The following is a 14,692-nucleotide window of genomic DNA, read 5'->3' on the forward strand; positions in this document are numbered from 1 at the left end:
TGGCGGCACGAGTGGTACAGCGAATGTGTCAGAAAGAGAATCCTGGCAACTTCCTGCTTATGCACGCTATGGGACCCAACGTGGCTGGTGTTATCGGCACTGCCGTCGCTGCGTCCGTTATGCTTACCCTCTTGAGCTAAAAATGTTTTATTCTGAAAAAGGAAGGGTATAAAATAAAGGAGTCTTTTCCGTTTAAAATACGGCAAAGACTCCTTTTTACGTGTTATTATATTGCGGATCAAAAAATTATGGCTCTCAGGGGGTAAAGAAATGAAAATAGCTCTAGGCTCAGATCATGCTGGTTTTTGTGTTAAATCTGCGCTTAAAAAACATTTAGAAATGAATGGGCATACTGTTATTGATTATGGTACAGATACTGACTCTGTTTCTTGCGATTATCCCGATATCGCATTCGCTGTGGCGGAAAGCGTCGCTGGAAATGAAACTGATAGAGGAATTCTTGTATGTGGAAGCGGAATAGGCATGACAATAGCCGCAAATAAAGTACCTGGCGCTTACGCCGCTTTATGTGACACTACTGAATTAGCTCGTTTAAGTAGGCTCCACAATAATTCGAATATACTTTCAATGGGTGGTCGGATCATCAGTGAAAAACAAGCTTTTGATATTGCTGACACTTGGCTTGAAACTGAATTTGAAGGAGATCGCCACGAAAAACGCATAGAGAAAATTCGTCGTTTTGAAAATAAGTTAGTCCCAAGCCGCTCTCATGAAGGAGAAGGTCGAATTGTAATATTTGACCATCCTCTTGTTCAACACAAAGTAAGTATTATCAGAAACAAAAACACATCAGTCAAAGAATTCAGAGAACTTGTTCAGGAAATAGCCGGACTTATGGTTTATGAGATTACACGTGATTTACCGCTTGTAAAAGTAGAAGTTGAAACACCCATCGAAAAAACAATCGGTTATACCCTCGAAGGTAAAAAACTTGCTATCGTCCCAGTTTTACGAGCTGGACTCGGTATGGTCGATGGAATTCTTCAGATTATTCCTAACGCCAAAGTGGGACATATCGGATTATATAGAGATCCTGAAACTCTTGAGCCAGTTGAATATTATTGCAAACTTCCTAATGACATCGATGATCGTGATATTTTTATCCTCGATCCCATGCTTGCAACAGGTGGATCTGCTACTGCAGCAATCAGCCTTGTTAAAGCCAAGGGAGCACGCAAAGTATCTCTTGTTTGCCTTATCGCTGCTCCGGAGGGAGTTGAAAAAGTCCACAGCACCCATCCGGATGTGGACGTATATGCTGCAGCCTTAGATGATCACCTTAATGATCACGGATATATTGTCCCAGGTTTAGGTGATGCCGGGGATCGACTTTTCGGAACGAAATAGTATAGAGTGCCGCTGTGATTCGACTTCTTTTTATTTGTATTCTGATGTTGGGATGGGGAGTTGGAATGACTCCTCTCTCAATGAAGTTATCTAACAGATACAGAATAATAGATACTCCTGGCGGAAGAAAACACCATTTAGGGATTATTCCTCGCGGTGCTGGTATAGTATTGTGGATGGGATATCTACTATGGGGTCTCCTCGGAGCACCTGATAGTTTGTTCCTTAAGCTTTCTTCCACAGGAGCAACTATTGTTTTCCTTTGTGGATACTGGGATGATATTAAATCTTTAAATCCAACAATCAGACTGTTTTTGCATTTTTTTGCAGCAAGCATCGTATTGTTGCCTTTAGATATATATTTTCCCTATAGAATATTACTTATTATTTGGATCGCCGGTGTAACAAGCGCTTATAATATAATTGATGGTTTGAACGGACTTTGTCTCTTTATGTTTGTTATTGCGGCATTGATAGCTTCTCAAATTGGTATTCCAGATATGTGGTGGCCTATAGCAGCGACAGCAATCGGAGTATTACATTGGAATTTTCCCCGAGCCAGAACCTTTCTTGGGGATGGAGGCAGTACTCTTTTAGGCTATATTTTTGCTTCTCAGCTTCTTTATACTTTTTACCAGCAAGGGAGATACGCACACTTTAACGCTGCAGAACTTATAGTTTTGCTACTTTTATGGGGAGGGGTTCCTGTTTTGGATACCCTTACATCGATTCTTCGTCGTCTAATTCGTCGAAGTTCACCTTTTTTGCCAGATAGAGGGCATTTACATTATCAACTGCTTGATCGTGGTTTTTCGCCAATTTCGACCCTCTGTATTATGGCTCTTCTTCAAGGAGCCTTGCTTATGCTGGGATTGTTCTGTTTCACTCAGTTTGCCCAGTAAAAACAAGGAGGAAAAAATGAAACGTACAATCATATGTGTAATAGGAACCCGACCGGAAGCTATAAAAATGGCTCCAGTCATTTTAGCTTTGAAGGAAAATCCCGCTTTCAGAACATTTGTTCTTGCCACAGGTCAGCATACTGATATGCTCGACCAAGCTCTTTCTTTCTTCGACATTAAAGCTGATGTCAATCTACATATTATGAAAGACCGACAAACATTAGATCATATTACTTCTCGAGTACTCGTCGGAACAGGGGAAATTTATGATAAGGAAAAACCGGATCTCGTTTTGGTACATGGAGATACAACGACAACTTTAGGGGCTTCTATGTCTGCTTTTTATCGAAAAATCCCCGTTGGGCATGTTGAAGCCGGATTGCGAAGTGGAAATTTAGACCAACCATTTCCAGAAGAAGCAAATCGAATACTTACTGATCGACTAACTACTCTTTTCTTTGCCCCTACTAATAATGCGAAGGACAATTTACTGTCAGAAAAAGTAGCAGAAACTCAGATTTTTGTTACAGGAAATACTGTAATAGACGCTTTGGCATGGACCGTCAATGAAAAACGGGGAAACTCTCCTGAAAGGATGTATTCCATACCTTCTCAGGCACCTCTTATCCTCATGACTGCACATCGTCGTGAATCATGGGGGAAGCCCTTAGAAAACATATGCGAGGCGATACAGGTACTTTTAGAAAAACTTCCTGATGTATATTTTCTGATTCCTCTTCATAAAAATCCAACAGTAAGAGAGGTTATCAAAAAATTCTTAGGGAATATGGATCGCGTTATTTTTACAGAACCCCTTGATTACCCTGATTTTGTTCAGGCTATGAAACGAAGCTATCTTATTCTTAGTGACAGTGGTGGAGTGCAAGAAGAAGCTTCTTATCTCAAAAAACCTGTACTTATCATGAGAAATATATCAGAACGTCCAGAAGCAATAGACCATGGAACTGGAATTCTTGTAGGTACGGATAAGGAACGAATAGTAAAAGAAACACTCCGTCTTTTTTCGAATGGGACAGAATATGATAATCTTATAAAAAGAAGTGAAAGCCCATTTGGAGACGGAACCGCTGCAAAAAAAATAGAATGCTATGTAAGTAATTTTTTTAACCAAACGTCTGCTTTTTAAAATGAACTTAGGAAATCAGGAGTGATCATCGTGGATTATAAAATGAAAATTTCAGGTGGAATTCCTCTTAAGGGGGAAATATCTGCACAAGGAGCCAAAAATGCTGCTTTACCTATTATGGCTGCCTCTCTCCTTCTGAAAGGAGGCACCCTTCATATTCACAAAGCACCCCGGCTACATGATGTTCTTACAATGGCCGATCTTTTGCGAAATTTAGGTGCTGAAATCCAGTATGAAAAAGATGAAATGTTTATTGCCGTTCCCGAAGATCTCTCTTGGGAAACACCTACAAATCTCGTACGCAAAATGAGAGCATCCTCTCTCGTTTTAGGGCCGCTGCTTGCTCGTTGCGGTCGTGCTGTTCTTCCCTTACCTGGAGGATGTTCCATTGGTAGTAGACCGATAGACCTTCACTTGAAGGGATTGTCCCGAATGGGGGCCTCTATTGACTTGATTCACGGAGCTGTACACGCAACTGCCAATGGCCTGAAAGGATGCCGTATTTATCTTGATTTCCCATCTGTAGGAGCCACAGAAAATTTAATAATGGCTGCTGTTTTCGCAGAAGGAGAAACTATACTTGAAAACACAGCTCGCGAACCGGAGATTACTAATTTGGTTCAAACTTTAAAAAGGATGGGTGCCCAAATAGAAGAGGATGGAACAGGCGTAGTTCGTATTAAGGGAGTAGATGAACTACAAAACTCTGAAACCACAGTCATTCCTGACAGGATTGAAACATGCACATATATTTTAGCCGGAATTATAACCGGGGGAGAAATAAAAATTAACGATATCATCCCGCAACACATAGATTCTCTCATAGCTAAATTAGAAGAGGGAGGAGCGTCTTTTACAGTAAGAGAAGACTCTGTTCTTGTGCATCCAATTGAAAGGCTTAAGGGCGTTTCATTGAAAACCATGCCATATCCTGGATTCCCTACAGACTTGCAGCCACAGATTATGGCTACACTAGCCTTAGCTGATGGAGCCAGTGTTATTCAAGAAGGAGTTTTCCAAGCTCGATTTTTACATGTTAACGAACTTAACAGGATGGGTGCAAAAATTGAACTCCAAGGAAACACTGCTGTTGTGACTGGCGTCGATCATCTTGTTGGAGCTGATGTCAATGCCACAGATCTGCGAGCTGGTGCAGCCCTTATATTAGCAGGATTAGCAGCTCAAGACGAAACGTGTGTCTATCACATAGGTCATGTCTGGCGTGGTTACGAAGAGATGGATACAAAACTCCAGCAACTTGGTGGGCGAGTAGAAGTTATTCCAACAGAACAACTAGGGCCTAAAGTTAATGGTGCCGTTAGGAAGGAGGAGTCCTAAGGCGTGGAGGATTTCGTATCTGGAAAATGGGGAATTTCCCCGACCGTACGGGAGGCTATTATAAAAACCCTGGACGCAACTAATAGCGAGGAAAAGGGGAAAAAAGTCTCTCTTAAAAAGACTCTTTCAGAGCTGTTGGGTGTTTCTCCACAAGAAATAGTATTAAGTTACGGGATGAAAGGGATTCTTCATCCCGTTTTACGTATGCTAGAAAATAAGGGCGCTACAGAAGCATATTTCTTATGCCCTTACGAAAAAAATGGCATTATTTCAGAATGTTTCAAAGAACGCGGGTTTAATATCATTGAAATTTCTTACGGGAAAGCTCTAGAGCAAAACTTAAATATTTTTTCCGAATCATGTCCTGGAACTGGAAAAATTGTTGTCGTGAGTAATCCTAATTGCTTTACAGGACATACTTTATCTCAAAGTGAGCTTCGGGAATTATTTTTTTGTTTAGAGAGGGCCGGAGCATTTCTTATCTGCGATGAACGTAGCGCAGACATGGTTCCTTCTTTATTGTTCTCAGGAGGCAGTGGAGTATTCCATCAAACAGGGAAAGCTCTGATCTTACGTAATTTCTCTGCATTTTATGGTCTGAAAAATCTAGACATCTCATATGGATTACTTTCTCGTCCTCTTGCTAAGCAATTTAGTTATTACGCTGATGTTTCCACTATTAGCATGCTTGCTGAAGAAGCTACTGTAGCAGCTCTCAGAGAGAAAGAGTGGTATGGGAAACTCAGAGAAAATATAAATGCATCTAAAAGTCGGTTGATAGAGGGGTTGCGTGAATTAGGTCTTGAAACACGAGGGAGTGACACCGATGTCATTACATTCCAGACACCTCACGCAGAGCTTATTTACTATTTGCTTCTTGAAGAAGGCATACGCATTACAAACGGCTCAGATTTTGGCATTCCCGATCATTTGAAGATATCGGTGTGCCAACCTCATCAAAACGAATTATTTTTATCGGCATTAAATAAGGTGATGAAGAAAATTGGATTCGACTATCAGGGATAAAAAAAGTGCCTTAATTAAATCTATTCGTGTTATTGCTTTTGTAGGACCTGCCGGAACAGGAAAAAGTCAGCGGGCCCAATTTGTGGCGAAGAGCAATAACGTTGATTACATTATTGACGATGGCCTTGTTATTTCAAAAGGACGAATTATGACGGGAAAAAGCGCAAAATCAGAAAAGAATCTTGTTAGAGCCATTCGTCGTGCACTTTTCGAATTTCCTGATCATCGCAAAGAGGTTCTTTCCTTTTTAGAAAGTCATGCTCCCTGTAAGGTTATGATCATTGCAACCTCATCAGCTATGGCGCTAAAAATTATACGAGCCTTAACGCTTTCACAACCTGAAAAATTTATAAAAATAACTGATGTTGCAACAGAAGAGGATATCAAAAATGCCCGAAAAGAACGTCTCACAAAAGGACAACACGTTATTCCGGTTTCTCGTGCACAGATACGACGAAATTTTGCGGGGAAACTTGTAGGCCATCTCAGAGACCTCTTTAAAACAGTGGATAAGGAAGAGGGCGAACGAACAATCGTGCGTCCTCCATTTAATTTTTACGGTGAACTAAGTATTGATGCTCAAGCAATTATTGATATAGTTAAATATTTGACGGAACGTACTGCGCAAGTACATACTGTTCAAGAAATTAAAGTTCGCCCTGTTGATGAATCTCTCGAAATAACAGTTATCGTTAAATTAACGTTAGGAAAAAACTCTTTCCTCAATATTGGCGAAAAAATATGTTGGAAAAGTGCTCGGGCAATCCGATACTTTACTGGTATGGATATAAAACAAGTGAACGTATTGATAAACGGAGTGTATCAAGAATGACAGAAAAAGAATGTTACATACCAACTGAAGAGGAAATTAGACAACATCAAGAAAGTGCCTGGCAAGAATTATTACACCAAGTAGCTTCTTGTTCTAAATGCGGCTTACATCAGGCAAGAACAAATGCTGTTCTTGGAGAAGGATCTGTTCATACATCTCTTATGTTTGTTGGAGAAGGGCCAGGAGCCGACGAAGATACGCAAGGTCGCCCCTTTGTTGGCAAAGCAGGACAGTTGCTCACAAAAATATTGAAAGCTGCAAACATTTCGCGGAAAGACGTATACATCACAAATGTAGTGAAATGTCGTCCACCACAGAATAGAGTTCCCTCCATAGAGGAAATGATGACATGTAATACATATTTAGAAGCACAAATAGCGCTTATACGTCCATCTATTATAGTAAGTCTTGGGAATACCCCAACAAAGTGGTTTCTCAAAACTACAGATGGAATAACATCTCTTAGAGGAAGATGGTTTACATGGCGCGGCATACATTTAATGCCAATGTTCCACCCAAGCTATCTCCTGAGAAATGATTCAAGAAAAAAAGGAAGTCCTAAAGACTTGACGTGGCAAGATATACGCACTGTAAAGGAAAAGCTTGATCTCATCACTTCCTCTCAGGGAGGTACAATCTAGGATGTCGCTTCAGCATGTAGCTATTATTATGGATGGCAATGGCAGATGGGCTCAAAAACGTCATCTTCCGCGACTATTAGGTCATAGGGCAGGAGTAAAAGCTGTTGAAAAAACTGTGAGGGCTGCTGCTAATTTGGGCATTCCTTATATTTCTTTGTATGCTTTCTCTACAGAAAATTGGAGAAGGCCTCAAACAGAAGTAAAGGGGCTTATGTCTCTCTTCCGTTATTATATTCGCAAAAAGATTCTAGAACTTGTTCAAGAAAATGTTCGTCTGCGTTTTGCTGGCAGAATTCAGGATCTACCTCAAGATATACAAGAAATTATTCACGAAGCAGAAGAAAAGACTAAAGATTTTCAACGTCTTCAACTTATTGTTTGCCTAAACTATGGTGGAAGACAGGAACTAATAGATGCCGTTCAAGAAATAACACGAGAGGGCTACACAGGAGAAATAACAGAAGAAACTATACGGTCTCACCTTTATTTGCCCGATATACCAGATCCTGACCTCATTATACGAACAAGCGGTGAATGTCGTCTCAGCAATTTTTGGCTATGGCAGGGCTGTTATAGTGAACTTTATTTTTCTCCCCTATATTGGCCAGATTTCAACGAAGAAGCTCTGAAAGAAGCATTACTTTCCTATGAAAAGAGGGATCGCCGTTATGGTGGCATTAAACGATAAAGCTAAAGAACTTGTCTTACGTTCTTTAAGCGGAATTGTTCTAGCATCTATTCTTCTCTCATCTATTTTCGTAGGAGGACGTCTTTGGTTTCTAGTCGCTTCAACACTTGCCTTACTCTCGCTATGGGAGTTTTACCAACTCCTATCGAAGAAGTTTCGAGTATCTAAGGGGATAGGAATATTATCTGGAGCTCTCGTGCTCATTGCATCCACAGAACGTATTCGCCCCGTATCCGTACTAATCGTGCTAACTCTTTGCGCGTTTATTCTTCTTTTCATTGAAATATTACGCCGTCAATTCTCCCATTCAAGCTATGCTATTTGGAATCTGGGAGGAACTTTATCAGGTCTTGTCTACATTATCTTCCCTTGGAGTTATATGATCCTTTTACGATTTCACCCCTTAGGGAAGCTTTTGCTTTTCACCCTGTTTATATGCACATGGAGCTGCGATGTAGCAGCTTATCTTGTAGGAACACGTTGGGGAAAAAATAAATTTTGTGAAGCGGTAAGCCCTAAGAAAACCTGGGAAGGTTTTGTTGGAGGGGCAGGCGCTAGTATTCTCTTTTCTGTACTTATCGCCTACTACGCAGCAATGCCTCCTTTACCTTTTCTTTATATAGGAATTATCTGCGGTTTAGCTGGACAGCTTGGTGATTTGGCAGAATCTTTAATAAAGAGAGAAGTCGAAGTCAAAGACAGTGGGCGGCTTATCCCTGGACATGGGGGAGTTCTTGACCGATTTGACAGTATTCTAATTAGTGGTACTTTGACATTTTTCCTGTTTGGAGTGATTCTCCTTTGACAAACAATCTTTCTCGACTAGCTATTATTGGAGCTACTGGAAGTGTTGGAAAATCTGTTCTTGACATATGCAGAACCTATCCTGAAAAATTTAAAGTTGCTTTTCTCGTAGCTCATCAAAATATTAAAAAAATGAGTTCGCTTATTAACGAATTCCATCCGGTTGGAGTCGCTTTAACAGATCATGAAGCTGCCCATTCTTTGCGGGAACTCCATCCTGATCTGCCTATTTATGAGTCAGAAGAAGATCTTGAATATATTGTTACTCACCCAGATGTTGATCACGTCGTTTTTGCCTCATCTGGAACAGACGCCATTAGAAGTTTGCAAAAAGCACTCGATGCAGACAAAAATGTTTCTCTTGCCAATAAAGAAAGTATCGTTGTTGCCGCACCATGGGTTATGCCTCTCGTAAAACGGAGAGACCAGCTTCGTCCTCTTGATAGCGAGCATAATGCTATATGGCAATGTCTCATCGGAGAAAATGTGCGAAATGTCAAAGAGATATTTCTAACAGCCTCTGGAGGCCCATTCAGAACATATACACGAGAAAAGCTTTCGTATGTCACTCCTGAGATGGCTTTATCTCATCCCGTATGGAATATGGGCTATAAAGTCACTGTTGACAGCGCAACTCTTATGAATAAAGGCATAGAAATAATAGAAGCTATGTATCTTTTCAACCTGGACAACACGCAAGTTCATGCAATAATTTGTCCAGGCTCTATAGTGCATGGCATTGTACATTTTTCAGATGGAACTGTAAAAATGGTCGCATCAACACCTGATATGCGCATGGCTGCTGCAACAGCTCTTGCCTATCCAGAACGTCTGCCCACAATGCCACTTGTCGCTCCCTTAGCATTTGACCCCCTTTCTATCAGTTTTTATTCTCCAGACGAAAGTCTTTTTCCAAGTCTTGCACTTGCCAAAGAAGTCGCCTGTAAGAAAGGTCCTTTCCCAGCTATTCTTGTGGGAGCTGATGAAATTGCCGTCGATGCTTTCATGAAAAAGAAAATAAATTTTACGCAAATTCCCGTAGTGATAGAGAAAGTTCTATCGAGTTATAATGGGAAAGCGCCTGAAACGCTTGAGGAGAGTCTGCAGATTCTCCAATGGGGGAAAGTAACCGCACAGTCAATAGTACGGACATTGGAGAAATAGAGTAAGGAGAGAATACTTCATGATTAGTTTGTTATCGTTCATTTTAGTCATAGGAATTTGTGTTGTTTCCCATGAATACGGACACTATAAAACAGCAAAAGCCTGCGGAGTACATGTTCATGAGTTTGCTTTCGGAATGGGTCCTGTTATATGGCAGAAGAAGGGTAAAGACGAAACCTTATGGTCAGTTCGAGCTTTTCCCATTGGCGGATTTGTTCGCCTTGCAGGAATGGATGAAGAACAGCCTGGCGAGAAAGTAGATGAGGGAAAAGGTTTTAACGACAAAAAACCATGGCAACGTTTTCTCATTCTTCTTAATGGACCGTTGGTTAATATTTTATTAGCTATGATCCTTACTGCTCTTTTCCTCTCCGGCCACGGCGTTCTTGATATGAGTGCTCCAGTCGTAGGAGAAATAATGCCCAACTTGCCCGCCCAAGAAATCGGGCTGGAATCTGGCGATATAATCAGGTCTATTAATGGAGTTACTGTTTCAGATTGGCCAGATATGGCAAAAACCATCAGGGATAGTTCAAAAGAAGGTCCGCTAACTCTTGAGATAGAAAGAAAGGGCGAAGTTTTTCAAAAAAGAGTAGAGATATCTTTTGACCCTAAATATGGCGCTCCGCTTCTTGGAATACGTCCACCTATTGTTCGATACGGCTTTTTCTCTGCTTTGAGAAATGCCTTCTCTTATACTATCAATATGAGCATAGAAATGATTCGAGGTATAGTCAGATGGGCTTTGCATACTCAGGATGTAGAAGTCTCTGGCCCCATAGGAATAGCAACTATGGCAGGACAAGCAGCAAGACAAGGAATATGGGCCTTTCTATCATTCCTGGCTCTTATTAACCTTAACCTTGGTCTCATAAACTTGTTTCCGTTCCCGGCACTTGATGGAGGACGCCTTGTTTTTATCCTTGGCGAAATGATAACGAGAAAGCGTCTTCCTGAACGGATAGAAAATTATATTCATTTTGCGGGTTTTGTACTTCTCATTACATTGATTCTTTTCATAACATGGAAAGATATTAGTCGAATCTTTAGTTTGTAATATAGAGGGATAGCAATGACAGAAAGAAATGTAACTATAAAGAAACTTGTGATTGGTCATAAAGCACCTATACGGATAGAAAGTATGCTTAAAGAATCTCTATCAAGTTATGATCGTGTTCTAGAACAATGTCAAGCCTTGCAAAAGGCAGGTTGCGAGCTCGTAAGGGTGGCCTTTCCACACAAAGATTTGAAGACCGAACTTTCTCGCTTAAATAGTGATATTGATATACCACTTATGGCTGATATACACTTTGATCCCGATTTAGCTATTGAAGCAATGGATGCTGGGTGCCCAGCTATTCGTATTAATCCTGGAAATATGCCGCTTCACAAGTTGCAAAAACTTATTCATATAGCGTCTGAACGTTCTGTCGTTATACGAATAGGAGCCAATAGCGGCTCTATTAATGGAAGGCAACTTGCGCAATCTCATGGTGATAAAGCCTGTGCTCTTGTTTTAGCTGTAGAGGAACAACTTCAATTATTGCTAAAAGAAAACTTTAATCGTATTATTCTTTCTGCTAAATCGACAAGCGTAAAAGAAACGGTGAGAGCCAACAAAATATTAAGTGAACGATATCCAGATTTTCCTCTTCACATTGGAATTACTGAAGCTGGCCCTGGGCTCACCGGGCTTGTTCGCAGCGCTTCGGGAATTGCGCTTATGCTTGCTCAAGGGATTGGAGATACGCTCAGAGTCAGTCTTACCTCTGATCCAGTCAAGGAAGTTGAAGCGGGATACGAAATTCTACGTTCTCTTGAACTCAGGGAACATGGATTTCATCTTATCTCCTGTCCTACATGTGGCCGGCGACGAATAGATGTGGCGTCAATAGTAGAACGTATAAAACCGTATTTGAAAGATGTACCCGATGGACTAACTGTAGCTGTTATGGGCTGCGAAGTTAATGGCCCACGAGAAGCTAAGAATGCAGATATCGGTTTTGCAGGCTCCCCTGCAGGCATGGTGGTTTTTACGAAAGGCCATATTATAGGAGAATGTTCTATCGATGAAATCCCAGAAAAAATAGCCTTACTTGTCGATATGCTTCGAAAAGAAAGAAACTCAAATAATAAGGAATAAAGAGAGGAGAGACAGGCATGCCTATAAGTCTCAAGGGAAGACATTTTTTGACATTGAAAGATTTTACAGAACAAGAAATTTACTACCTTCTCGACTTGGCGGCTCAGTTGAAAGCCAAAAAAAGAGCCGGACTTCGAGGGAATTTGCTTCAAGGGAAAAACATTGCCTTGTTATTTGAAAAAGCCTCAACTCGTACTCGCTGTGCTTTTACAGTGGCATGTATTGACGAGGGGGGTCATGCTGAATATCTCGGGAAAAATGATATTCATTTTGGAGGGAAGGAAGATGTAAAGGACACAGCTAGAGTCCTCGGAAGAATGTTTGATGGCATTGAATTTCGTGGATTCAAGCAGGCAACAGTAGACGAACTGGCCGCCTACGCCGGTGTACCCGTATGGAACGGTCTTACTGATACATACCATCCAACCCAAATTTTAGCGGACTTCTTGACTCTCCAAGAAAATTTTGGAGCCCATTTAGAGGGAATTCGACTTGTTTATGCTGGAGATGGGCGCAACAACATGGCTAACTCATTGATGATAGGCTCGGCAAAACTGGGTCTCCATTTTGTAATTGCAGCCCCTTCATCTCTATTTCCTGACAAAGGATTATACGAAGAATGTCTCGCTATGGCAGACAAAACAGGAGGAACAATTACTTTTGAGGAAGATCCTATAAAAGCAGTAAAAGGCGCTCATGCCATTTATACTGATGTTTGGGCATCAATGGGTGAGGAAGCCCAGATGCAAGAGAGAGAAGCCCTTTTACGCCCATATCAAGTCAACTTCAAACTTATGAAAGCAACCGGAAATGATAAGACGATTTTCCTACACTGCCTTCCTGCGTATAAAGGGAAAGAGGTTACGGAAGATCTTTTTGAATCACGGGCTTCAAAGGTATTTGATGAGGCAGAAAACCGTCTTCATACAATCAAAGCCATAATGGTGGCCACAATAGGAAATCTCTAGTAAAAATATACTTGCCTCATAAACCTTGAGGGGGTATTATAGACTGAAATAAATAGCAGGGGGGATAACTTTTGACACAATCGAAACGAACCTTTCGATGTGCTTCCTGTGGAGAAATTTTTGAACAGGAAGGAAATGGATCCTCCATAAAATGTCCTAAATGCCGAAGTAAAATTCTGATTCTCCTTGAAGGAGAGTCTCTAGGTAAAAAAGGATGCGGAGGTTCTTGCGGTTCCTGCTCATCGGGTTGAGGAGTTTAATGTTAAGGGCGGCAGTTTGCCGCCCTTTTATATTTTATATTGTAGTTGTAACAACTGGATCTGCTGTGTTGATTCCTTTAATAGATGAAACAGCTTTTACGAGCTTACGTATTTTTTCAGCAGACCCTCTTAAAACAATAGCTTCAAGGCAATGGTCATGGTCAAGATGTACATGACTTGTACAAACAATCACATCGCCAAAATCATGTTGAACTTGAGTCAGTTCTGCAGAAGTGTCATGGGAATGGTGATCATAAAGAATCGTCAGTGTTCCAAAAACAGATCCCGATCCTTCTTCCCAACGATTTCTGGAAATAGACTGTCTGATAAGCTGTCGTATTGCACCTGAGCGGTTAGGTATTCCTGATCTCTTTATCCAGTGATCAAATTCCTCTAGCAAGGATTCCGGTACTGCAACTCCGAATCGAACGAGTTTTTCCAACGCAAGACAGCCTCCTCTCTCTAATAGTTACTTCATTATAAATGATTTTAATACATTCCCCCGTTTATTTAATTGGATGTTATTCTAAACCTAACAAATTTTGCAGTTGAAACATGATTTCGTGATAGAATTGATAATCTCGGCGAAATTTCAGCTATATGCTAGAATAAGTGAGACAAAACGGAGAAGGAAGGAAAGGGAATCTATCATGCAAATATACGTTCGCTCTCCGAAAAAAATAGTAGCGACTATAGAAAAATGGTTAGCAGATAAGGTTTCATCAGCAGGTGCCCACGGATGTGTGGTCGGGTTAAGCGGCGGTATTGATTCTGCCCTTGTAGCCGTATTACTGCGAAGAACCTTTGGAAGCAATATGCTGGGAGTGATGATGCCCTGCCATAGTTTGCCTGAGGATCAACAAGATGCGGAAAAACTTATAGATGTTTTTTCTATTCCTTCTACCTTAGTCGATCTTTCCGCAACGTACGATTCTCTCGTTAAGGGGCTGGAAGAATCTTCTGTGCCTCTTCGACACATCGCACTGGCAAACATAAAACCCAGGTTACGAATGACAACACTCTATGCTATTGCACAATCCAAAGGATATCTTGTATGCGGAACAAGCAATAAGGCTGAAATTATTGCCGGTTATTTCACCAAACATGGTGATTCCGGAGCAGACATCTGGCCCTTAGGTGATCTTTTAAAAGAAGAAGTACGCGAGACATCTGCCTATTTAAGGGTACCAGAAGACATCATCCAAAAGCCGCCATCGGCAGGCCTTTGGAAAGGACAAACTGATGAGAATGAAATGGGACTTACATATGACGATATTGATAAATATATAGCGACAGGAAACGTCAAGGAAAGTGTTAGGCAACGAATTGAAGAGAGATATCGTCAATCTGTGCATAAACGGGAATTACCACCTGTCTGCATAATACCGAAAGATTAATGGAACGATTTTTA

At 41.0% G+C, this 14,692-nt stretch carries 16 protein-coding genes; 15 read left to right on the forward strand and 1 reads right to left on the reverse strand.

Going from position 1 to position 14,692, the window contains the following annotated elements:
• The 14 genes from VB083_RS00005 to argF form a co-directional block, all read left to right on the forward strand.
• Window positions 1-140 (forward strand): sodium ion-translocating decarboxylase subunit beta (locus tag VB083_RS00005; protein ID WP_213691540.1); only part of this gene is annotated, 140 nt, incomplete at its 5' end.
• 130 nt (window positions 141-270) lie between these two features.
• Window positions 271-1,368 carry a uracil phosphoribosyltransferase gene (gene upp, locus VB083_RS00010; protein WP_213699200.1) on the forward strand — a complete coding sequence of 366 codons (1,098 nt, stop codon included), beginning with the start codon at window positions 271-273 and terminating at the stop codon, window positions 1,366-1,368.
• Between the two features lie 14 nt (window positions 1,369-1,382).
• Window positions 1,383-2,270 (forward strand): MraY family glycosyltransferase, encoded by an 888-nt coding sequence (locus tag VB083_RS00015; RefSeq protein ID WP_323401557.1) that lies wholly within the window; start codon window positions 1,383-1,385, stop codon window positions 2,268-2,270.
• A gap of 16 nt (window positions 2,271-2,286) precedes the next feature.
• Window positions 2,287-3,417, forward strand: a complete 1,131-nt coding sequence (gene wecB, locus VB083_RS00020) for a non-hydrolyzing UDP-N-acetylglucosamine 2-epimerase (protein WP_213691528.1) — start codon at window positions 2,287-2,289, stop codon at window positions 3,415-3,417.
• A 30-nt stretch (window positions 3,418-3,447) separates the two neighbouring features.
• On the forward strand, window positions 3,448-4,755 hold the full coding sequence (gene murA, locus VB083_RS00025; RefSeq protein ID WP_307880059.1) for a UDP-N-acetylglucosamine 1-carboxyvinyltransferase: 1,308 nt from the start codon (window positions 3,448-3,450) through the stop codon (window positions 4,753-4,755).
• Window positions 4,756-4,758: 3 nt separating this feature from the next.
• On the forward strand, window positions 4,759-5,781 hold the full coding sequence (locus VB083_RS00030; RefSeq protein ID WP_213691527.1) for an aminotransferase class I/II-fold pyridoxal phosphate-dependent enzyme: 1,023 nt from the start codon (window positions 4,759-4,761) through the stop codon (window positions 5,779-5,781).
• Entirely contained in the window at window positions 5,759-6,613 is an 855-nt protein-coding gene (locus VB083_RS00035; protein ID WP_307880060.1) for a hypothetical protein, read from the forward strand. The genes VB083_RS00030 and VB083_RS00035 overlap by 23 nt, the downstream gene beginning before the upstream one ends.
• Entirely contained in the window at window positions 6,610-7,254 is a 645-nt protein-coding gene (locus VB083_RS00040; RefSeq protein WP_213691526.1) for a uracil-DNA glycosylase, read from the forward strand. Before VB083_RS00035 ends, VB083_RS00040 begins: the two co-directional genes overlap by 4 nt.
• A 1-nt stretch (window position 7,255) precedes the next feature.
• Entirely contained in the window at window positions 7,256-7,942 is a 687-nt protein-coding gene (locus VB083_RS00045; RefSeq protein WP_213699198.1) for an isoprenyl transferase, read from the forward strand.
• On the forward strand, window positions 7,923-8,747 hold the full coding sequence (locus VB083_RS00050; RefSeq protein ID WP_213691524.1) for a phosphatidate cytidylyltransferase: 825 nt from the start codon (window positions 7,923-7,925) through the stop codon (window positions 8,745-8,747). The genes VB083_RS00045 and VB083_RS00050 overlap by 20 nt, the downstream gene beginning before the upstream one ends.
• Window positions 8,744-9,910, forward strand: a complete 1,167-nt coding sequence (gene dxr, locus VB083_RS00055) for a 1-deoxy-D-xylulose-5-phosphate reductoisomerase (protein WP_323401558.1) — start codon at window positions 8,744-8,746, stop codon at window positions 9,908-9,910. Before VB083_RS00050 ends, dxr begins: the two co-directional genes overlap by 4 nt.
• A 19-nt stretch (window positions 9,911-9,929) precedes the next feature.
• Window positions 9,930-10,967, forward strand: a complete 1,038-nt coding sequence (gene rseP, locus VB083_RS00060; protein WP_213691522.1) for an RIP metalloprotease RseP — start codon at window positions 9,930-9,932, stop codon at window positions 10,965-10,967.
• A 15-nt stretch (window positions 10,968-10,982) separates the two neighbouring features.
• Window positions 10,983-12,053, forward strand: coding sequence for a flavodoxin-dependent (E)-4-hydroxy-3-methylbut-2-enyl-diphosphate synthase (ispG, locus tag VB083_RS00065; RefSeq protein WP_213695508.1), 1,071 nt, complete (start codon window positions 10,983-10,985; stop codon window positions 12,051-12,053).
• A gap of 17 nt (window positions 12,054-12,070) precedes the next feature.
• Entirely contained in the window at window positions 12,071-13,021 is a 951-nt protein-coding gene (argF, locus tag VB083_RS00070) for an ornithine carbamoyltransferase (RefSeq protein ID WP_323401559.1), read from the forward strand.
• Window positions 13,022-13,315: 294 nt separating this feature from the next.
• On the opposite strand, the gene nikR is transcribed toward argF, so the two are convergent.
• On the reverse strand, window positions 13,316-13,723 hold the full coding sequence (gene nikR / locus VB083_RS00075) for a nickel-responsive transcriptional regulator NikR (RefSeq protein ID WP_213691519.1): 408 nt from the start codon (window positions 13,721-13,723) through the stop codon (window positions 13,316-13,318).
• Between the two features lie 208 nt (window positions 13,724-13,931).
• Between nikR and nadE the strand changes: the two genes are divergently transcribed.
• Entirely contained in the window at window positions 13,932-14,678 is a 747-nt protein-coding gene (nadE, locus tag VB083_RS00080; protein ID WP_213691518.1) for an NAD(+) synthase, read from the forward strand.
• Window positions 14,679-14,692 lie beyond the last annotated feature (14 nt).

Origin of the sequence: Aminobacterium sp. (genome assembly GCF_034926885.1) — a bacterium.
In the GTDB taxonomy this organism is placed as follows: Bacteria; Synergistota; Synergistia; order Synergistales; family Aminobacteriaceae; genus Aminobacterium.